Annotated in this window: 16 protein-coding genes; 10 read left to right on the top strand and 6 right to left on the bottom strand. The window is 60.3% G+C overall.

Going from position 1 to position 19,714, the window contains the following annotated elements; genetic code table 11:
• Positions 1 to 588 precede the first annotated feature (588 nt).
• The 10 genes from pheS (at position 589) to argH (ending at position 13,518) form a co-directional block, all read left to right on the top strand.
• Positions 589 to 1,596 (top strand): phenylalanine--tRNA ligase subunit alpha, encoded by a 1,008-nt coding sequence (gene pheS, locus HMPREF3098_RS00375; protein ID WP_070433588.1) that lies wholly within the window; start codon positions 589 to 591, stop codon positions 1,594 to 1,596.
• Positions 1,597 to 1,690: 94 nt separating this feature from the next.
• Entirely contained in the window at positions 1,691 to 4,252 is a 2,562-nt protein-coding gene (gene pheT / locus HMPREF3098_RS00380; protein WP_070433572.1) for a phenylalanine--tRNA ligase subunit beta, read from the top strand.
• Between the two features lie 151 nt (positions 4,253 to 4,403).
• A complete protein-coding gene (argC, locus tag HMPREF3098_RS00385) occupies positions 4,404 to 5,420 on the top strand; it encodes an N-acetyl-gamma-glutamyl-phosphate reductase (RefSeq protein WP_070433573.1) in 1,017 nt (338 codons plus the stop codon).
• A 201-nt stretch (positions 5,421 to 5,621) separates the two neighbouring features.
• Entirely contained in the window at positions 5,622 to 6,779 is a 1,158-nt protein-coding gene (argJ, locus tag HMPREF3098_RS00390) for a bifunctional glutamate N-acetyltransferase/amino-acid acetyltransferase ArgJ (protein WP_070433589.1), read from the top strand.
• A 51-nt stretch (positions 6,780 to 6,830) separates the two neighbouring features.
• On the top strand, positions 6,831 to 7,787 hold the full coding sequence (gene argB, locus HMPREF3098_RS00395; protein WP_070433574.1) for an acetylglutamate kinase: 957 nt from the start codon (positions 6,831 to 6,833) through the stop codon (positions 7,785 to 7,787).
• 116 nt (positions 7,788 to 7,903) lie between these two features.
• Entirely contained in the window at positions 7,904 to 9,133 is a 1,230-nt protein-coding gene (locus HMPREF3098_RS00400; protein ID WP_070433590.1) for an acetylornithine transaminase, read from the top strand.
• A gap of 40 nt (positions 9,134 to 9,173) precedes the next feature.
• Positions 9,174 to 10,085, top strand: coding sequence for an ornithine carbamoyltransferase (gene argF / locus HMPREF3098_RS00405; protein WP_070433575.1), 912 nt, complete (start codon positions 9,174 to 9,176; stop codon positions 10,083 to 10,085).
• Positions 10,070 to 10,534, top strand: a complete 465-nt coding sequence (gene argR / locus HMPREF3098_RS00410) for an arginine repressor (RefSeq protein ID WP_035113121.1) — start codon at positions 10,070 to 10,072, stop codon at positions 10,532 to 10,534. The genes argF and argR overlap by 16 nt, the downstream gene beginning before the upstream one ends.
• A gap of 92 nt (positions 10,535 to 10,626) precedes the next feature.
• The gene (locus HMPREF3098_RS00415) at positions 10,627 to 11,823 is read left to right on the top strand and encodes an argininosuccinate synthase (protein WP_070433576.1); all 1,197 of its coding nucleotides are present in this window, start codon (positions 10,627 to 10,629) and stop codon (positions 11,821 to 11,823) included.
• A gap of 249 nt (positions 11,824 to 12,072) precedes the next feature.
• A complete protein-coding gene (gene argH, locus HMPREF3098_RS00420; protein ID WP_070433577.1) occupies positions 12,073 to 13,518 on the top strand; it encodes an argininosuccinate lyase in 1,446 nt (481 codons plus the stop codon).
• Positions 13,519 to 13,660: 142 nt separating this feature from the next.
• Here the strand turns inward: argH and HMPREF3098_RS00425 are convergent, their stop codons facing one another.
• From HMPREF3098_RS00425 to thiC, 6 genes are all read right to left on the bottom strand, one after another.
• Positions 13,661 to 14,827 carry a ThiF family adenylyltransferase gene (locus tag HMPREF3098_RS00425; protein ID WP_070433578.1) on the bottom strand — a complete coding sequence of 389 codons (1,167 nt, stop codon included), beginning with the start codon at positions 14,825 to 14,827 and terminating at the stop codon, positions 13,661 to 13,663.
• Positions 14,828 to 14,830: 3 nt separating this feature from the next.
• Positions 14,831 to 15,646 (bottom strand): thiazole synthase, encoded by an 816-nt coding sequence (locus tag HMPREF3098_RS00430; protein ID WP_070433579.1) that lies wholly within the window; start codon positions 15,644 to 15,646, stop codon positions 14,831 to 14,833.
• A gap of 5 nt (positions 15,647 to 15,651) precedes the next feature.
• Positions 15,652 to 15,864, bottom strand: coding sequence for a sulfur carrier protein ThiS (thiS, locus tag HMPREF3098_RS00435; RefSeq protein ID WP_070433580.1), 213 nt, complete (start codon positions 15,862 to 15,864; stop codon positions 15,652 to 15,654).
• Positions 15,865 to 15,993: 129 nt separating this feature from the next.
• Positions 15,994 to 17,181: a glycine oxidase ThiO gene (gene thiO / locus HMPREF3098_RS00440; protein ID WP_070433581.1), complete on the bottom strand. Its 1,188-nt coding sequence runs from the start codon at positions 17,179 to 17,181 to the stop codon at positions 15,994 to 15,996.
• A gap of 17 nt (positions 17,182 to 17,198) precedes the next feature.
• The gene (locus HMPREF3098_RS00445) at positions 17,199 to 17,939 is read right to left on the bottom strand and encodes a thiamine phosphate synthase (RefSeq protein WP_083283853.1); all 741 of its coding nucleotides are present in this window, start codon (positions 17,937 to 17,939) and stop codon (positions 17,199 to 17,201) included.
• Positions 17,923 to 19,713 carry a phosphomethylpyrimidine synthase ThiC gene (gene thiC, locus HMPREF3098_RS00450; protein ID WP_070433582.1) on the bottom strand — a complete coding sequence of 597 codons (1,791 nt, stop codon included), beginning with the start codon at positions 19,711 to 19,713 and terminating at the stop codon, positions 17,923 to 17,925. The genes HMPREF3098_RS00445 and thiC overlap by 17 nt, the downstream gene beginning before the upstream one ends.
• Position 19,714 lies beyond the last annotated feature (1 nt).

Below are 19,714 nucleotides of genomic sequence, written 5' to 3' on the forward strand. Positions count from 1 at the left end.
GAGTTCTGCTGCACATTGTGTGAACTGGTGTGTGGGGCGGCGGGTGCGGGAGGGGATTTTGTGTTGGGTCTCGTGCGGGGGGGATTTTGTGTTGGGTCTCGTGCGGGAGGGGATCTCGCGCTGGGCCTCGTGCGGGGGGGATCTCGCGTTGGGTCTCGTGCGGGGGGGGGATCGCCGTGGGGTTGATTGTTGCTCTTGGTGCAGCGTGTGTGGGGCGGTGGGTGCGGGAGGGGATCTCGCGTTGGGTCTCGTGCCGGCCCTCGCGCCGGCCCTCGCGCTGGGCCTCGGGCTGGTGTTCTTGCGCTGGGTTTCGTGCCGGCCCTCGTGCCGGCCCTCTCGCGTTGGACCCGAAGGACCCCAACGCCGATCGTTACCGGGGGTAGAAGTACTTTAGATCCATCAATTTGCCCCTACGAGTCCGCTAAAGCACTAGCGAAGGCAGTGGATTGCTAAGCTACTAGGCGTTGACTATTGGCGCGCTGCGCGCGGCGTCGATATAAAAAGAAAAATAACGACAGTTCCCGTTTGATCAGTTTGAGGTGCACATTGTCAGAGAGCACACCCGCACAGCCGTTGACCGAGGCCAGCATGCAGGCTGCCGCAGATGCTGCTGAAAAGGCTTTTGCGGAAGCTAGTAATTTAGAGGAACTGGCGATTGTACGTCGGGAGCACTTGGGGGATGATGCCCCGATCCCTGCAGCCCGGCGCAGCCTGGGGTCCCTGCCAAAAGACCAGCGCAAGGATGCAGGCCGGATCGTGAACATCGCACGTGGCCGTGTAGAGAAGCGATTTGCAGAGGTCAAGGCTGAACTGGAGCGCAAGCGCAACCAAGAAGTACTGCGGGCGGAGCGCATTGACGTTACGCAGCCCACCACACGCGGCCAAGTGGGCGCCCAGCACCCCATCACGATCCTGTCCGAGCAGATCGCGGACATCTTCGTGGGCATGGGATGGGAAATCGCCGATGGCCCGGAGGTCGAGGCGGAGTACTTCAACTTCGACTCCTTAAACTTCATCCCCGATCACCCTGCGCGTACTCTGCAAGATACGTTCCACATTGCACCGGTAGGATCCCGCCAAGTGCTACGTACCCACACTTCACCGGTGCAGATGCGTACGATGCTTTCGCGTGACGTGCCGATTTATATTGCCTGCCCGGGTCGAGTGTTCCGCACGGACGAGCTGGATGCGACCCACACGCCCGTGTTCCACCAGATCGAAGGCCTAGCTGTGGATAAGGGCCTTACGATGGCGCACCTTAAGGGCACCCTAGATCACCTAGCCCAGACCCTGTTTGGCCCAGAAACCAAGACTCGCATTCGCCCGAATTACTTCCCGTTCACCGAGCCCTCTGCCGAGGTGGACGTGTGGTTCCCCAATAAGAAGGGGGGCGCAGGCTGGATCGAGTGGGGTGGCTGCGGGATGGTCAACCCCAACGTCTTGACGGCTGCGGGCATTGATCCGGAAGAATACTCCGGCTTCGCATTCGGCATGGGTATCGAGCGCACCCTGCAGTTCCGCAATGGTTTGCCCGATATGCGCGACATGGTGGAAGGCGATGTGCGTTTCACTCTCCCATTTGGTGTACGGGGATAGCGAACCCGGCACACAGCGACTCGCCGAAAAATAGCGAACCCGTCAGAAAAGCAGACTAGACAAACAACATCTTCAAGCTGGAGTACCCACCACAATGCTAATTTCCCAATCTTGGCTAACCCGCATTCTCGCCACCGCCAATCCCGGTTGGTCAGTCAGTCCCGAGGAATTCGACGCGGGCTTCGTGCGCGTGGGGTTTGAAACCGAGGGCTACGAGGCTATCCCGACCACGACGGGCCCGTTGGTATTCGGCCGTGTGGAAAAGATCGAGGAGCTGGAAGGGTTTAAAAAGCCCATTCGTTACTGCGATGTCAATGTAGGCCAAGCCAATGGCACCGGTGAGTTGCAGCACATCATCTGTGGCGCCCGGAACTTCGCCGAAAATGACATTGTGGTTGTGGCGCTGCCGGGAACCGTGTTGCCCGGTAATTTCGAAATTTCCGCACGCAAGACGTACGGCAAGGTTTCCGAGGGCATGATCTGCTCGGCCATGGAAGTGGGCCTGGCTCAGGTGCAAAACCCGGGCATCATGACCGTCTCCGAGGCGGAGATGCAGGCACACGGTGCGTCCATTGGAGATGATGCGCGCTCCTTCCTAGGCTTGGACGACACGGTATTTGAGGTCAACATCACGCCCGACCGCGGATATGCACTGTCAGCTCGCGGGTTGACGCGCGAGCTGGCATCCAGCTTTAACCTGCAGTTCCGCGATCCGGCGAAAGACCCCGCAGCGGCTGCCCTAGCCGACGATCTGTTTGCCGGTCTGCCGGGTACAGACGGTGAAGTTCACGAGTTGCACGTGGACGAGGCAACCAAGTGTTCCAAGTTCGCCCTGCGCAAGGTCACAGGCGTTGACCCGAAGGCCGAATCCCCCATGTGGTTGCAGCGCGAGTTGATGTTGTGTGGTCAGCGGCCTATTAACGTGCCAACGGATGTCACCAACTACGTGATGTTCCTGTTGGGACAACCCATGCATGCCTTCGATGCGAACAAGATCACCGGGCCACTGCACGTCCGCCTGGCTAATGCGGGGGAGAAGCTCACCACGTTGGACGACGTGGAGCGCACGCTGGATGCCGAGGATGTGGTCATCTGCGATGAAAGTGGCATCCAATCGCTGGCCGGAGTGATGGGCGGCAGCACGTCGGAGATTTCTGATTCCACCACCGACGTGTTGTTCGAAGCTGCCCACTGGGACCAAATCACGGTTGCTCGTACGTGTCGACGCCACAAGCTCAGCTCCGAAGCTTCCCGCCGGTTTGAACGCGGAACCGACCCAGCGGTGATCGAAGAAGCCCTAGACATGGCGGTGGCCCTCTTACGCCAGATCGCTGGGGGAACGGTTGTCGAGGGAATCACCCGCGTGGGTGAAGCTCCCGCAATGAACCCCATCGTGATCCACACCTCCCGGCCGGGCAAGGTGGCTGGCAAGGTGTACCCCGATGGGACGACCATCTCTCGTCTGCGTGAAGCGGGCTGCACTGTGGAGGAAACCGGGGAACGCGATGCCAACGGCGCGCGCGAGATCACGGTTGTCCCACCAACGTGGCGCCCAGATCTCACGATGCCCGCTGACCTCGTTGAGGAAGTCCTGCGCCTAGAAGGTCTGGAGGGTATCCCATCCATCGTTCCCACCTCACCCTCCGGCCGAGGCCTCACCCCACGCCAGCGCATGCGCCGCAATGTGGGCCGGGCTATGGCATGGTCCGGTTACGCGGAGATCCTGCCGACCCCATTCATCGCCAACGACGTGTTTGACGTGTGGGAACTGGCGGAGGATGATCCACGCCGCCGCACTGTCAAGGTGCTGAACCCTCTGGAAAATGACTATGCGCAGCTGGGAACAACCTTGTTGCCGTCCATGATTGAATCGTTGCGCCGCAACGTCACCCGTGGTCAGCGTGATGTGGCGCTGTACGGTGTGGAACAGACCAGTCAGGTGCGCGAGGGTTCGGGTGGTATTTCTCCGATGCCTTCGGTCAAGGCTCGCCCCAGCGAAGAGGAAATCGAGCAGTTGCTGGATTCCATTCCGCTTCAGGAGCTGCACGTGGCGATGATTGCGACGGGTAACCGGCAGTGGCAGGGTACGTGGGGCCAAGCCCTGTTGTTCGAAGCCACCGATGCTGTGGAGGCGGCGCGCATTGTGGGTCGCGCTGCGGGCGTGGAATTCACTTTCCGCAATGCCGAGTATCTGCCGTGGCACCCTGGGCGTTGCGCGGAGATCTGGGTCGGGGACGTGGTCGTAGGCCATGCCGGCGAGCTTCACCCGCAGGTGTGTGAGCGCGCTGAGTTGCCGCCACGCACTATTGCAATGGAGATCAACTTGGATGCCTTGCCGCTCGAGGAGAGGTTCCCTCGTCCGTTGTTGAGCTCTTACCCCGCCGTGCTTCAGGATGTGGCAGTTGTGGTCGACGCCGACGTGCCGTCCACCGAGGTGGAGGCTGCGCTCCGGGATGGTGCTGGGGAGCTGTTGGAGGAGATTCGCCTGTTCGATGTCTACACTTCCGAGGCGTTGGGTGCGGACAAGCGTTCCCTGACGTTCTCCCTGCGCTTCCGCGCAGCCGATCGCACGCTCACGGAGGAAGAAGCTTCGCAGTCCCGTGAGGCTGCGGTCGCGGAGGCCGCCAGTCGCGTGGGTGCAGAGCTGCGCGGATAAGCCTTCGGCCGCGCTGAACGTGAGTGTTCGTTCGTGGCTGTGAGCGGATGAACATTCGCGGATGCTCTCGGTGAACAGCGCAAAAGAATGAATAAATCACGCAATTCTGCATAATTTGCATTTCGTAGTTTATTCGGGCATAATTATCCGCATGCTTAAAATCGCAGTCGCTGGAGCCAGTGGATACGCAGGGGGCGAAGCTCTTCGTCTCCTGCTCAACCACCCCGGATTCGGAACCGATTTCACCATCGGTTCCCTTACTGGGGGATCGAACGCTGGGCGCCGATTCGGTGAGCTCGTCGGCCACCTCCCACAGCTGGCTGATAGGCAGTTGGAGGAAACTACCGCAGATATCCTTGCGGGTAATGATGTGGTTATCCTAGCCCTCCCGCACGGCGTTTCTTCCTCGTTGGACCTACCGGAAACCGTGAAGGTCGTCGATTGCGGTGCTGATTATCGGCTGCGTAACGCCAACGACTGGGTCCGGTACTACGGCACCGACCACCCGGGAACGAAGCCCTATGGCATCCCGGAAATGCCCGGCCATCGCGAGGATATTGCGCAGGCCAACTATGTAGCTATTCCCGGTTGTTTCCCGACCGGAGCGACCTTGGCAGCTATGCCCGGTATCGTTTCCGGTTTGATGTCTCCGCAGGTCAGTGTGGTTTCTATCACTGGTACTAGCGGTGCTGGTAAGAAAGCTGCGGTGAACCTCCTAGGGTCTGAAACCCAGGGCAACCTGCGCGCCTACGGTGTGGGCACGCACCGCCATACTCCGGAAATTACGCAGAACCTCCGGGAACTGCTCACCGATACAGACGGCGTGCACGTTACATTCACCCCGGTCCTTGCACCATTGACCCGTGGCATTCTCACGACGGTCACGGCCCCCGCCCGTGGTCGTGCGGAGGACCTACGCCGAGCGTACGAAGACTTCTGTGCCAGTGAGCCATTTCTGAACCTCCTTCCGGAGGGGCAGCAGCCAGAGACTAAAAACGTTCAAGGTTCTAATATGGCTCACCTTCAGGTGCAGGTTAACGACGGCATGGTTGTGGCCACCTCCGCGATTGACAACCTCACTAAGGGCACCGCTGGCGCCGCTATTCAATGTCTCAACCTAATGCTGAACTGGGATGAAACCGCGGGTCTGCCGCAGACGGGAATGTAACCGATGACTTCTTCTCCATTGTCCGACCCTCAGGGGCCCACTTCGCACGCGGGCGGTGCCGCGTCCTCCGAGGACACCCCTGTTGATAACAGCCCTGTTGATAAGAGCGCTACTGTCAATGGCCCCATTGATAACACCCCTGCTGATAACAGCCCTATCGATCACGGCAGCGTCCCTGATTCCACCCGCACCACAGCACCGATGGGCGTGACCGTTCCACAGGGTTTCCGCGCCGCGTCCACCACGGCGGGAATTAAGCCATCGGGCAATCCCGATATGGCCCTCATCGTTAACGACGGTCCAGAGTTCCATGCCGCGGCCATGTTTACGCGTAACAAGGTGACCGCGTCCCCCGTGCGCTACACCAAGCAGCACAACGATGGGCAGTTCAAAGCCGTTATCGTCAACGCCGGCAATGCGAACGCGTGCAATGGCGCCCAAGGCGATTGCGATGCGGCCCAGATGGCGGCGGAGGCGGCTGCGGCGGTGGGGGTGGACCCACACGATGTTGCGGTGTGTTCCACCGGGCTGATCGGTGACCTGCTGCCGATGGACAAGGTTAGCAGTGGCATCGCCCAGCTAGCGGAAAATCTTTCAGATGACGTTAACGCTGGTGAGGGTGCTGCAGAAGCCATCATGACCACCGACTTGGTCACGAAACAGTCCGTGTACCACGGTGACGGGTGGTCCATTGGCGCCATGGGCAAGGGGGTGGGCATGATGGCTCCTTCTCTGGCTACCATGCTGGTTTTCTTGACTACTGACGCCAAGCTCAGCGGACCCAACAGCGCTCACAAAGCACTCAGTAGCGCGACGGCGACGACCTTTGACTGCATCGATGTGGATGGTTCTACCTCCACGAATGACACGGTCGTATTGCTGGCGAACGGCGCGTCCGGGGTTACCCCAGACGAAGAGGAATTCATTGCCGCTGTGCACCAAGTGTGCCTGGATATTGCGATGCAGTTGCAAGCGGATGCCGAGGGCGTGACCAAACGCGTATCCATCACCGTCACGGGTGCAGCAACGGACGTCGAAGCCAAGGAAGCCGCCCGTGTCGTTGGTCGCGATAACCTATTCAAATGTGCGATGTTCGGTTCGGACCCGAACTGGGGCCGTGTGCTGGCCGCAGTTGGTATGGCTCCGGTGGAAATGGATCCGAATGCAATCAGTGTGAGCTTCAATGGGCAGCCGGTATGTGTCAATGCCACCGGTGCGCCAGGCGCTCGCGAAGTGGACCTTTCCGGGGCGGATGTGGCCGTACAGGTCGATCTAGGTGTGGGGGATGGCACCGCCACGGTGTGGACCACGGACCTGTCTCATTCTTATGTAGAGATCAACTCGGCGTATTCCTCTTAACAGGGTGCGTGCAATCGACACTAGTAACAGCGGGAAGGAAAACGAGCCACCATGGCTGAGATCCACAACAGCGTAGACACAACGGGGTTGACCCCTGAGCTGCGCAGCCACGTGCTGGCAGAAGCACTACCGTGGCTACTGCACTTCCGCGACAAGATCGTGGTGGTGAAGTATGGCGGTAACGCCATGATCGACGAGAACCTCAAGCGCGCTTTTGCCGCCGACATGGTTTTCCTCCGCGCAGTAGGTGCTCGTCCCGTCGTAGTGCACGGCGGTGGGCCCCAGATTAATGCGATGCTGAACAAGGTGGGCTTGGAAGGCGAGTTCCGCGGTGGTTTCCGCGTCACGACCCCCGAGGTCATGGAATATGTCCGCATGGTGTTATTTGGCAAGGTCGGTCGTGAACTGGTGGGCTTGATCAATGAACACGGCCCCTACGCTGTGGGTGCCTCCGGCGAGGATGCCGGATTGTTTACAGCCGTCAAACGCCACCACGTTGTGGACGGGGAAGAGGTGGATCTGGGCCAAGTGGGCGCTATTGCGCACGTCAATGCCAGCAGCCTGGTGGATCTCATCGATGCCGGCAGGATTCCCGTGGTCTCCACTATTGCGCCAGATGCAAACGGGGAGATTTATAACATCAATGCCGATACCGCCGCCGGCGCGCTTGCTGCGTCTCTCGGTGCTGAACGATTGGTCATGCTGACCAACGTCCAAGGGTTGTACACGGACTGGCCCAACAAGGACTCATTGGTATCCCGCTTGACCCCCGAAGAGCTCGCCGAACTGTTGCCCGGACTGGATGCCGGCATGGTTCCCAAGATGGAAGCCTGCCTGGATGCGATGAAGGGCGGAGTGAAAGCCGCACACATCATCGACGGTCGCATCGAGCATTCCGTATTGCTGGAGTTGATGACCGAAGGCGGTATCGGAACGATGGTCACGGACGATAGCTGGAGCCCCGAGGGGCTGGATACCCCCACACGCATTGAGGAAGCAGGATCATGAACGCCACCAACCACAACTCACTTCACACCCCTAACCCCAACTTAAACACGGTTGGGGCAGGCGGCGGTACGGCTGCGGATTCCACGTCGTGGCAGCAGCACTGGCAAGCCGACCTCATGGATACCTATGGCACCCCACAGCGTCAACTGGTCAGTGGCTCCGGTGCCCACGTCACGGATTCCGAGGGCAACACCTACCTCGATTTGCTGGCGGGTATTGCCGTGACCGCGCTGGGGCACGGCCACCCGGCGATGGTCGATGCGGTCACCAAGCAAGTATCGACTCTCGTGCATACTTCCAACGTGTGGGCACATCCGCAGGTAATGGAGCTGGCTACACAGCTGAAGTTAATCGTGGCGGAGGGGTTTACCGAGGGAGGTGAGGGACCCGCCAAGGAATCTAATGAGAGATGTGCGACAGGCGAATCCCACCCTGCACCCAACAAGCTCGAGGACATTCGGGCTGCCAAGGTGTTTTTCTGTAACTCGGGAGCCGAGGCCAATGAGGCGGCGTTCAAGATCGCCCGTGCCACCGGGCGGCCCACGATTCTGGCAGCTGAGCGTGGTTTTCATGGGCGGACCATGGGCTCGCTGGCGCTCACGGGACAACCCGATAAGCGTGCCCCTTTTGAGCCCATGCCAGCTGGGGTGAAGTTCTACACCTACGGTGATATCGAGTCCGTACGTGCTTTAGCGGATGAGAACACCGCCGCGATCTTCCTAGAATCCATACAAGGAGAAACTGGCGTGATTCCAGCACCCGCAGGGTTCCTCGCCGACCTCCGCGCACTGTGTGACGAACTGGGCATACTTCTAGTCATTGATGAAGTTCAAGCGGGTATGGGCCGCACCGGACAATGGTTCGGGTTCCACCACGACGGAGTGCTACCCGATGTCATCACCATGGCCAAGGGCCTCGGCGGCGGATTGCCCATCGGTGCGGTGATGGCCATGCCACGCGCCCAACTACTGACTAAAGGCAAGCACGGCACAACCTTCGGCGGAAACCCCGTGGTGGCCGCCGCAGCCAATGCCGTGATCCGTACCATCAAGGACGAGAACCTTTTGGATAACGTCAACCGACAAGGCGAGGCCCTCGCCTCCGCGTTGGTAACAGACCCCAGCGTGGTAGAAGTGCGCGGACGCGGGCTGATGCTGGGCGTGGTCCTCGATGAGGATTTGCGTGTGGATCCGCTGGATTTCGGCCTCATTCTCAACCGCCCCAGCCCGAACGTGCTGAGAATTGTGCCCCCACTGAATCTCACGGCGGAGGATGCCCAGGAAGGCGTCGAGAAACTAAAAAAGATGCTGCAAGCCCACCGGGACGCGCCCAAGACAAACCCCTAGCCCCGGCTTACAACGAAGAAAACCCAAGGAAGCAACCACCATGGTTAAACACTTTTTCGCCGATGATGACCTCACACCCGCCGAGCAGTCTGAGGTGCTGGCGCTGGCCGAAGAACTCAAGGCCGACCGCTTCAACAACCAATACCGCGACCTGTTGGATCGGCGCAGCGTGGCGGTACTGTTTGACAAAACCTCGACACGCACCCGCTTTTCTTTCGACGCCGGCGTGACCGAACTCGGTGGCAACCCAATCGTCGTAGAAACCGGGGCATCGCAGATGGGGAAGGGGGAGACCGTCCAAGATACGGGTGCGGTCTTGTCCCGCTTCGTACACGCGATTGTGTGGCGCACGGGCGCACAAAAGAATCTGGAGGAGATGGCGGAGACAGCGACGGCGCCGATCGTCAATGCCCTGTCCGACGATTTCCACCCCTGCCAGATCCTCGCGGACCTGCAGACCATCAAGGAGCATAAGGGCGAGCTCCAGGGGCTGAAGGCCGTGTACTTCGGCGATGGGGCGAACAACATGGCTAATTCCTACATGCTAGGATTCGCCACCGCTGGGATTGATGTGATCATCTGCGCACCGAAGGGGTTCCAACCGGAACCACAATTCATAGAGCGGGCACGCAAGCGTGCAGCAGAAACCGGTGCCACCATTGAGATCACTGATGCGGTCGACGCTGCAGGTGCCGACGTGGTGATTACCGATACATGGTTGTCCATGGGGCAAGATCCCGACGAGGATCGCAGCGTGCTGCGCAAGTATCAGGTCAATCTAGCGTTGATGGATACGGCAGCGAAAGATGCGATCTTCATGCACTGCCTGCCGGCGTACCGCGGAAACGAGGTGACCGCGGATGTCATCGACGGGGAGCAGTCGGTGGTATTCGACGAGGCGGAAAACCGTCTGCACGCACAGAAGGCGCTGTTGGTATGGCTGCTGCGTTAACACGAACCGCCCGCCAAGACATGATCGGGCGCATCATCGGGGCCGAAAAGGTATCCAGTCAACGCGAATTGCTGGACATGTTGCTGGTGCGGGGAATCGACATTACCCAGGCCACGCTGTCACGGGATCTGGTGGATCTGGGTGCGAAGAAGATCCGCTCGGGCGGGGAAGTCTACTATTCACTGTCGACCGACGTGCGTATCGATGGCCCCGATAAACTACGGCGGGTATTGGCCGAATTGTTGGTGGAACGAGACTGGTCCGGCAATATAGCTGTGTTGCGTACCCCGCCTGGGGCTGCGCAGTATTTGGCAAGCATATTGGACCGCACTGAGATCGGCCGGGTTGTGGCTACAATCGCGGGCGATGACACGGTATTTGTGCTGGCTAGGGAGCCATTGACTGGTGAAGAACTGGCGGAATACTTCTACCAGTTATCCCTCAGTTAGGCCGTGGGTCGGTGGTCTGAACGGCCGACTACACTAGATACGGTTAAATGAATAATTCCCAAATGGAAGAATAGAAGGAAGGTCACAAAGACATGAAGGATCGCGTAGTTCTCGCTTACTCCGGTGGGCTGGATACCACCGTCGCCATCAGCTGGATCGCCAAGGAACGCAACGCAGAAGTTATCGCCGTTTCCATCGACCTGGGCCAGGGAGGCGAGGACATGGAGACCGTACGCCAGCGCGCACTGGGTGCAGGCGCAGTCGAATCCGTTGTGGTGGATGCCCGCGACGAATTCGCGGAAGAGTACTGCCTGCCAACCATCAAGGCCAACGGCATGTACATGAAGGAGTACCCACTGGTCTCCGCGATCTCTCGCCCACTCATCGTGAAGCATATGGCCGAGGCCGCCAAAGAACACAACGGCACCGCTGTTGCCCACGGTTGTACCGGTAAGGGCAACGACCAGGTGCGCTTCGAGGTGGGCTTTGCCAACACGGCTCCGGATCTGGAGATCATCGCGCCAGTGCGTGACTACGCATGGACTCGCGAGAAGGCCATTGCCTTCGCCGAGGATAACGGCATTCCTATCGAGCAGTCCAAGAAGTCCCCATTCTCCATTGACCAAAACGTATGGGGCCGTGCTGTGGAAACCGGGTTCCTCGAGGACCTATGGAACGCGCCTACCAAGGACGTGTACGCCTACACCGAGGATCCGGCTCTTGGCCAGGCTCCTGACGAGGTCATCATCAGTTTTGAAGCTGGTAAGCCCGTTGCCATCGATGGTCGCAAGGTGACCGTGTTGGAGGCTATTGAGGAGCTAAACCGTCGCGCTGGTGCCCAGGGCGTGGGCCGGTTGGACATGGTGGAAGACCGCCTCATTGGAATTAAGTCCCGTGAGGTGTACGAGGCTCCCGGCGCGGTCACCCTGATCCGCGCACACGAAGCACTAGAGGCCATCACCGTGGAACGCGAGTTGGCTCGCTACAAGCGACAGATCGATGCCGAGTGGTCCAACCAGGTGTACGACGGCCTGTGGTTCTCCCCACTGAAGCGCTCCCTGGATGCCTTCATTGAGTCCACGCAGGAGCACGTCACCGGCGATATCCGCCTGGTGCTGCACGCGGGCTCCATCACCATCAACGGTCGCCGCTCCAGCAAGTCTCTGTACGATTTCAATCTGGCTACCTACGATGAGGGCGATTCCTTCGACCAGTCAATGGCACGCGGTTTCGTTGAGCTGCACGGTCTGAGCTCCAAGATCGCTTCCAAGCGCGACTTGGCCAACTAGTAGGTGCGCGCGCCGCGCTTTGGCGTGGCGTGCAAACCCCACAAAGACCCATAGCGCATTCGCGCTGTTAATCACAGTCACGCCATCAAGCACAGCCGGCCTATCAAGTACAGCCTCCCATTTGGTACATCCGGCCATTTAGTACAGCCGCTCATTAAGTACAGCCGGCCCATCAAGCACAGTGACCCATTTAGTACAGCCGGACTATCAAGCACAGCCGGCCCAGAAAGGTATTCGGAAAGAAACACCATGACCACCCCAGCGCACGGAACAAACGAAGGCGCCCTGTGGGGCGGCCGCTTCTCTGGCGGTCCAGCAGACGCAATGGCGGCCTTGAGCAAGTCGACTCACTTCGACTGGGTTCTGGCGCCGTACGATGTGTTGGCATCCCAGGCACATGCCCGAGTATTGAACCGCGCAGGGTTGCTTTCCGATGCGGATCTGGAGACGATGCTCGCGGGATTAACGCAACTGGGTGAGGACGTGGAGTCAGGTGCCTTTGGACCGGAGCCGAACGATGAGGACGTCCATGGGGCGATGGAGCGAGGCCTGATCGACCGTGTGGGGCCGCAAGTCGGTGGCCGGCTGCGCGCAGGACGCTCCCGTAACGACCAGGTGGCGACGCTGTTCCGCATGTGGGTACGCGATGCCATCCGCGACATCGCCGCTGGCGTGACCGATGTTGTGGATGCGATTGTTGCGCAAGCAGACGCCCACCCAGATGTCATCATGCCTGGTAAAACCCACTTTCAGGCCGCGCAGCCCGTGCTGCTGGCTCACCAGTTGTTGGCACATGCGCACCCACTGCAGCGCGATATTCAGCGGATGAAGGATCTGGATACCCGTCTGGCGGTATCCCCGTACGGCTCTGGTGCGCTGGCCGGTTCTTCGCTGTCCTTGGATCCGGAGGCCATTGCCGAGGAATTGGGATTTGATTCAGCCGCTGATAACTCGATCGATGCCACGAGCTCGCGTGACTTCGCCTCCGAGGCGGCCTTCGTGCTGGCGCAGACCGCCGTTGATCTGTCTCGCTTCGCTGAAGAGATCATTGCGTGGTCCACGCCGGAGTTCGGGTACGTGACCTTGGCCGATGAATGGTCGACGGGATCGTCGATCATGCCGCAGAAGAAGAACCCGGATGTCGCCGAGCTCATGCGTGGCAAGACAGGCCGGTTGATCGGTAACGCGACTGGGTTGCTGTCCACCCTGAAGGCCATGCCGTTGGCTTACAACCGCGATCTGCAAGAGGACAAGGAGCCGATCGTGGATTCGGTTACCCAGCTGAACTTGCTGCTGCCGGCGATGGCGGGCTTGATCTCCACGCTGACGTTCCACCCGCAGCGCCTGCGTGAGCTCGCACCTGCGGGATACACTCTGGCCACGGACTTGGCCGAGTGGATGGTACGCCAAGGTGTGCCATTCCGCGTGGCTCATGAGGCATCGGGTTCCTGTGTGCGCATCGCCGAAGGCAGGGGAGTGGATCTAGTGGACCTCACCGATGAAGAACTTGCTGGGGTCCACGAGGCCCTCACTCCGGACGTGCGTGAGGTATTGACGATCGACGGTGCCGTGGCATCGCGTTCTACGCGCGGCGGTACCGCGGGTGTGCGCGTGGCCGAGCAGCGTGAGCGCGTGCGTGCGCAGGCGGAATTAGACCGTGAATGGGCGCGGACATCGCCCATCCCTGGCCGTTAACTCGGCCTAGTTCCCAATTCGGCCTAGCCCTGAACCCGACTCAACCCCCAATTCGGCCGGGCCGTTGACCCTACTCAGCCCCCAATCCGGCCTAGCCCCGAAGCCGACTCAGCCCCCAATTCGGCCTGGCCCCGGACCCGACTTAGCCCTGCACCCCACCGGGCAGGTTGTACAGCGACACACCAAACTCACTGGCGACTTGCCCGTATGTATCCACGAAATGCTGGCTACGCACCCCAGAAGCGCAGTAGACCACTACATCTTCGTTGGCGTGGCGCTGTAGTAGGGCGTTGACTTTTTCCGACGCCTCGTCCAGCGTGCCATCGGATGCCGCCAATTCAGACATGGCCAGAAACTCGGAAGCTGCACCGGCGCTCACCTCCGGCAAGTCGGCCAGTAGTTTTTCGTGATATTCCCGCACGTCCAGCGCTACTGCCCCGCGGCTGGCGATGAGCTCCAGCAATGTGCTGCGCACATCGTTGGAACCATGATTGGGTACACCGCACGCAACCGTGTCTTCAGCGGTTTCTGACAGCTCCCGTACTGGGGTGCGCTCGGGGTCCGCAGCGACGGTGTACACCCGTGTGGTGGCACTCAGTGCATCGTAGGAGAGCATTTTGCCTTCCAAGGGTTCGCCAATGCCAGTAAGTAGCTTGATGACTTCCGTGGCGGCGAGGGAACCCATGACCGCGGTCGTGGCCCCCAGTACTCCCGCGGAGGCGCAATCCGGGATGGAATCCCCGGAGGGCTGGTCGGGAAAGATATCCCGCAAGCCAACAACCTCGGTGCGGAAGACCGAAAGCTGGCCGGCATAGCGCAGAACGGTCGCCCAGACGAGTGGGACTGCGGTGATCTCGGCGGCGTCGGCTACCAAAAACTTCGTAGCGAAGTTATCCGAACCATCCAGTACAACATCGACCCGTCGGCAGGCTTCGAGGATATTCGCTTCGGTGAGGCGTTCGCGATGGGTCTCAACCGTGAGCTCGGGTTGAAGGCGCCGCAGCTGCTGCGCAGCTACCTCGACTTTTGGGCGCCCCACGTCCGCGGCGCTGAATAGGATCTGGCGCTGCAGGTTGGTTACATCCACCACATCGTCGTCGTACAACACGATGGTGCCCACTCCGGCTGCCGCTAACGATTGCATGGCGGGGCACCCCAAACCACCGGCGCCAACGATCAGGACCTTGGCATCGTGCAGGAGCTGTTGCTGCTGAGGGCCGAACCCTGGCAGGTTTAAGTGGCGGGCGGTGCGCAGTTGCTCCTGCGTGGGCAAACTGAGGAACGGCCTTTCATCGTGGTGGGTAGTCACGGACTACAGCACCTCCTCGGCCCAGTCGGCATCCCATGTTGCCAGACCGTCAAAACTGGAGCTAGCCAGTGCCCCCTGCGCATGCGTGCGCTGCGGAATACGACCGGCCGTGCGCGCTAAACGGCCCGCTTCCACTGCGAGCTTCATGGCAGTGGCCATGGCGACGGGGTCCTGGCAGCGATTCACCGCACTGGCGAGCAGCACACCACTGCATCCCAGCTCCATGGCGAGGGTGGCATCCGAAGCCGTGCCCACACCGGCATCCAGCAATACTGGCACGCCAGCACGTGTACAGATCAGCTCGATATTGTGGGGGTTAAGAATGCCCAGGCCGGTGCCAATCGGCGATCCTAACGGCATGACCGCGGCCGCACCTACATCCTCCAGGCGTTTGGCTACCACCGGATCGTCGCTGGTATAAGCCAGAACCTCGAAGCCCTCGGCAACCAGCATCTCGCAGGTATCGACTAGCTCCACAACATCTGGCAACAGTGTGCGATCATCTGCGATGAGTTCCAGCTTGACCCAGTTGGTGCCCAACGCCTCGCGCGCCAACTGCGCCGTCAACATCGCGTCTTTGGCTGTGCGACAGCCGGCGGTGTTGGGCAACACGTCGATGCCCAGTCGCTCCAAGAGCCCAAATACAGTTTCACCAGCGCCATCTGCCTGCGGTTGACCTGCACGGAAGCGACGCATCGCCACCGTCGTGAGCTGCGTTCCACTGGCCACCAATGCCTTTTCCAGCTGAGCCTGGCTGGTCGCGCCACCAGTACCCATGATCAGGTGGGAGGAAAAGTCCTTCCCGGCAATCCGCAACATCGGTTCTAACCACCCTGCACTGCGACGAGCAGATCAATCTCATCGCCATCGTTGAGTGTTTGTTCGTCCCAACGACTACGTGGGACTACAGATTGGTTCAGTGCAACGGCCAGCCCTTTGGCATCGGTCCCGTCGGGGCCGATCTCTTGGCGCACGACCTCTGCGATAGTCACAGGCCCATCGCTGGTGCGCTCTTCCTGATTCACCGTGTAAATCATTGTCACACTCCTCTTTTTTTATCGTTAGTTACAGCCATGCCCAGTTTTTTATCGTTAGTTACAGCCCAGCCCAGTATTCCGAACCGGCCCGCTACAGACTGGCTCGCTCCAGCCCAGCACCCACCGGGTTCACAACCGGCCTAGGGCACAGGCGCTCAGGTCCACACCCACCGCGCGCGATGCCACATCGAGCGGCTCGTCCGCAGGAGCTTCCGCAGCAGCAGCCTCCGGAGTGGCTAGGTGCAAGCCCATTGCCACACCTGCGCGGGCCCCAAGGGCAGAAAGCAGGATTCCGTGTCGGAAGTAACCGTTGGAGACCACCACGTTAGTCCCCACTGTACCCAGCAACGGCAAGTCGTCTGGAGTACCCGGCCGCGCTCCGGCCAGGGCTTCTACAAACTCGCATTCTTCCAGCCCAGGCACTACACGGATAGCATCGCGCAGCAGTGTGTGCACCCCGTCAACACCGGGGCGCACACGATCGTCCTCACGGCTAGTGGCGCCAACGGCAATGGTCGCATCAGTACGCGGAATCACATAGATCGGTCGATCTTCTACAAACCCTCGAATTACCCGGTCAACGGGCGTGGGAAGACTGTGCGGAACAGCTAAGCGCACTAGGTCTCCGCGCACAGGGCGTACCGGTAGCCGTGGTGCACCTTCCACATCGTTGGCGCCAAGTCCGTTGCACAGGTACACACTTTTTTCCACGCCCACATCGTTCCCATCCCGCAGTTTCACCGCAGTACACGTGCCGGCATCGGTGATAAGACCCGTGGCTTGCGCCCGCACCATCGTGACACCGCACTGAGCCAGGGCATCCATGGTGGCAGCGCAAAACAGTCGGGGATTAACTTGGTGGTCACCGGGGATCTCCACGGCACCGGAGAGCTGCGGGGACAGGCCGGGTTCAATGGCCCGCGCCCGGCGCAGGGGAATACGACGGATCGTCATCCCATTGTGGCTTTGGTGCTCCATCAGTTCCGATAGATGGGTGGCATCCGCCCGATCCGCTGCCACCACTAGGGTGGATTCGTCGCGGAATCCCGTGGGTAGATCGGAGAGCCGCCGCACGAACGCGATCAGATCCGGCCACAGCTCCGCCGACCGCATCATCAGGGGATAGAGGGCCTCTTGGCCGTACTGCACCTCTGCCACTGGGGCGAGCATCCCACCGGCCACCCACGAAGCCCCACTGATAGGGGCCGGATCCACCACCGCAATGGACTGTCCGGGAACACCCTCGCGCACAAGCTCCAACGCCGTCGTAAGACCAATAATCCCGGCACCGATGATTACGTGCTGGAATGTCCTCATGGAAGGTGACCCTCCTTTCACTGGGCTACATTCGGCACCGACGGGGCGTCGGTAATAAAAGCTCGCACAACTTGGCGCGCCACAGCGGCCGGATCCGCCGCATTCATGAACCCCCGAACGATGGCCACACCGGCCACGCCCGTAGCTGCGAGGTCGGCAGCATCCTCGGCGCGAACATCGCCAATGGCCACGATCGGCACATGGGAAGCCTCCACCAGAGGCGCGTATCCCTTCAACCCGAGGGGCTCCCTACTGGATCGCTTGGTGGGCGTGGGGCGGAACGGGCCGGCGCCAATATAGTCGATGACATCGGCATAATCATTCGCGCCGCGCACCAACTCCAGCGTGCCGGTTGTCAAACCAATGATGGCTCGCGGTCCCAGTACGGCGCGGGCTAGGCGTGGATCTAGGTCATCCTGGCCGATGTGGACTCCGTGCACGTGATGTTCACCCTGCAGGGCTGCCACCACATCCACGCGGTCATCCACTACAACCTTGGTCTGCGGGTTCGCGCGCTTCACAGCATCGGCAATTCGGATGGTCAGCTCCGTGAGCGCTCGTACCGTAATCGGTTTGCTGCGCACCTGGATGATTCCCGCTCCACCTTTGGCCGCTTGTATAGCGACGCCCACGATGCGTTCGACCTCGTCCTCCGTTGGGGTTGGGGAGGGATCGGTGACGGCACGACCGGTGACGAAGTAGCAGCCTAAGGTGCGGGGATCCCAGGGTGAACGGGTGCGGTTACTTGTCTCGGACAACCGCGGATTCCTCCAAGTAAATCTGGGCACCTTGCTCGCGGAATTCCTCGGCCTTTTGTTCCATCCCGGCCTCTGCGGCTTGAGCAACCTCGGGGTCTAGCTGCTCTCCAAAAGTAGGCATGCCCAGGTCGGTGCCAAGGTCGTCCTTGAATGTGTCGCGGATGTCCTGACTAATGCGCATAGAGCAGAACTTCGGGCCACACATGGAGCAGAAGTGTGCGGTCTTCGCTGGCTCCGCCGGCAGGGTTTCATCGTGGTAGGCCTGCGCGGTATCGGGATCCAGGGACAGCGCAAACTGATCGTGCCACCGGAATTCGAAGCGGGCCTTACTCATTGCGTCATCCCACTCCTGGGCGCCGGGATGGCCTTTGGCCACATCGGCTGCATGAGCGGCCACCTTGTAGGTGATCACACCAGTTTTCACGTCATCTTTGTTCGGCAGACCGAGGTGCTCCTTGGGCGTGACGTAGCACAGCATCGCGGTACCGCCCATGGCGATGTTCGCAGCGCCGATAGCGCTGGTGATGTGGTCGTAACCCGGTGCGATATCGGTGACCAGTGGGCCCAGTGTGTAAAACGGTGCGCCTCCACACCACTCTTGTTCCAGTTCGTTGTTGACTTGGACCTTGTTGAGTGGGACGTGACCGGGGCCTTCCACCATGACCTGCACGTCGTGTTCCCACGCCCGACGGGTCAGTTCGCCAATGGTTTTCAACTCGGCGAATTGAGCCTTGTCGTTCGCATCGGCGATGGAACCCGGCCGGAGGCCATCGCCTAGGGAAAACGCCACGTCGTACTGCGCGAAAATCTCGCACAGCTCGTCGTAGTTTTCGTACAGGAAGCTCTCCTTGTGATGCGCCAGGCACCACCCAGCCATGATCGAACCACCGCGAGACACAATGCCGGTGACGCGCTTGGTAGTCAGTGGCACAAACGGCAGGCGCACGCCAGCGTGAATGGTCATGTAGTCCACGCCCTGTTCGCACTGCTCAATGACGGTATCGCGGAAGATTTCCCACGTAAGATCTTCGGCCACACCGTCGACCTTCTCTAGCGCCTGGTATATCGGCACGGTACCGATAGGCACGGGGGAGTTGCGCATGATCCATTCGCGGGTGGTGTGGATATCGTTGCCGGTGGATAGATCCATCACCGTATCCGCTCCCCATCGGGTGGCCCACCGCAGCTTGTCCACTTCTTCACGGATGGAGGACGTCACCGCGGAGTTACCAATGTTCGCGTTGATCTTGGTGAGGAACGCGTTGCCGATGATCATCGGTTCGCTTTCCGGGTGGTTGATGTTGCTCGGGATAATTGCACGCCCCGCGGCGACCTCGCTGCGCACCTTTTCCACGTCGCAGTGCTCGCGCAGCGCCACGAATTCCATCTCCGGGGTGATGTCACCGCGGCGGGCATAATGCATTTGCGTTACTCGCTTACCGCTGGTGGCGCGTAGCGGTTTGCGTGACTGGCCTTTCCATTCCTCACTGGCCGCCCCGCGCTTAGCCGCTCGGTTGCCATCGTCCAATAGGTTCCGACGCCGACCCTCGTACTCCTCGACATCACCGCGTTCTAGGATCCAATTGCTGCGGAGGCTGGGGAGGCCCTCAGTGGGGTCCGCCCATGGGCCACGTGTGCGGTAGATCTTCAGTGGCTGATTCGGGCCGGTGGGGGAATCATCCAGTTGAATCTGCGTTTCTGGGACCTCTAGACCGTTGTGGCGGATTGGTGCATAGCTGTGCTTGGGGTGAATTTCGGATGCGTATGCGTCCATG

Source organism: Corynebacterium sp. HMSC28B08 (assembly GCF_001806865.1).
Lineage (GTDB): Bacteria > Actinomycetota > Actinomycetes > Mycobacteriales > Mycobacteriaceae > Corynebacterium > Corynebacterium auriscanis.